Source organism: Haloferax sp. s1 (assembly GCF_058382125.1).
Genome location: NZ_JBZRPK010000074.1, coordinates 1 through 879, shown reverse-complemented (window position 1 = coordinate 879; position 879 = coordinate 1). Strand labels below are relative to the sequence as shown.

1 pseudogene is annotated in these 879 nt (G+C 63.5%); it reads right to left on the bottom strand.

What is annotated here, in order from left to right:
- Positions 1 to 813, bottom strand: a pseudogene (locus QT222_RS00480) (complex I subunit 4 family protein); the annotation flags it as partial.
- Positions 814 to 879 lie beyond the last annotated feature (66 nt).

Sequence of the window (879 nt, the reverse complement as noted above, 5' to 3'; positions counted from 1 at the left end):
GGGAGCCCCCATAACCCCGCCCGGGCGGGGGAAAAACACCCCCGCCGTGACGGCCATCCGGTCAGCCATCCCGGACATATCCGCCACCATGCGCGTGTGCGTCGTGTTGTAGATGACCCCGACGGCCATGAACATCAGACGGGAGATGAGGCCGTGGGGGACCATCTGGAGGGTCGCACCGCCGACACCGTAGGTGGTGTAGGCGATGAGACCGAGGATGACGTACCCCATCGACGAGACGGAGGAGTACGCGACGATGCGCTTGAGGTCCTGCTGTGCCAACGCGAGGAGTGCGCCGTAGATGACGCTCGCGACGGCGAGCAGGGCGATGGGCAGCGCGAAGCTTCGCGCCGTCTCCGGAAGCATCGTGAAGTTGAACCGGAGCAGGGCGTAGGTACCCATCTTCAGGAGGACGCCCGCCAGCATAACCGACACCGGCGTGGGCGCCTCAACGTGTGCGTCAGGCAGCCACGTGTGCAGCGGTGCGACCGGGACCTTCACCGCGAATCCGAAGAACATCGCGATGAACGCGACCGACGCGAGCGCGCCAGCCGAGAGTCCGGCGAAGCCGCCGAGTTGGCCCGCCTGCAACGCCTGTGCAATCTCGGGGAGACGGAGCGACGAGATGGAGTCGCCGAGACCGAACACGAGGGAGATGAACCCGATGAACATCACGAGCGACGCGATGTTCGTGTACACGAAGAACTTGATTGCCGCGTACTTGCGGCGCGGGCCACCCCAGACACCGATGAGGAAGTACATCGGGACGAGGACAGCCTCCCAGAAGATGAACCAGACGAAGAAGTCCAGCGCCTGACTCTTATACAAATCTCCGAGCCCACGAGACAAAAGGCAACGTCGAATGACGTCTTATGCATG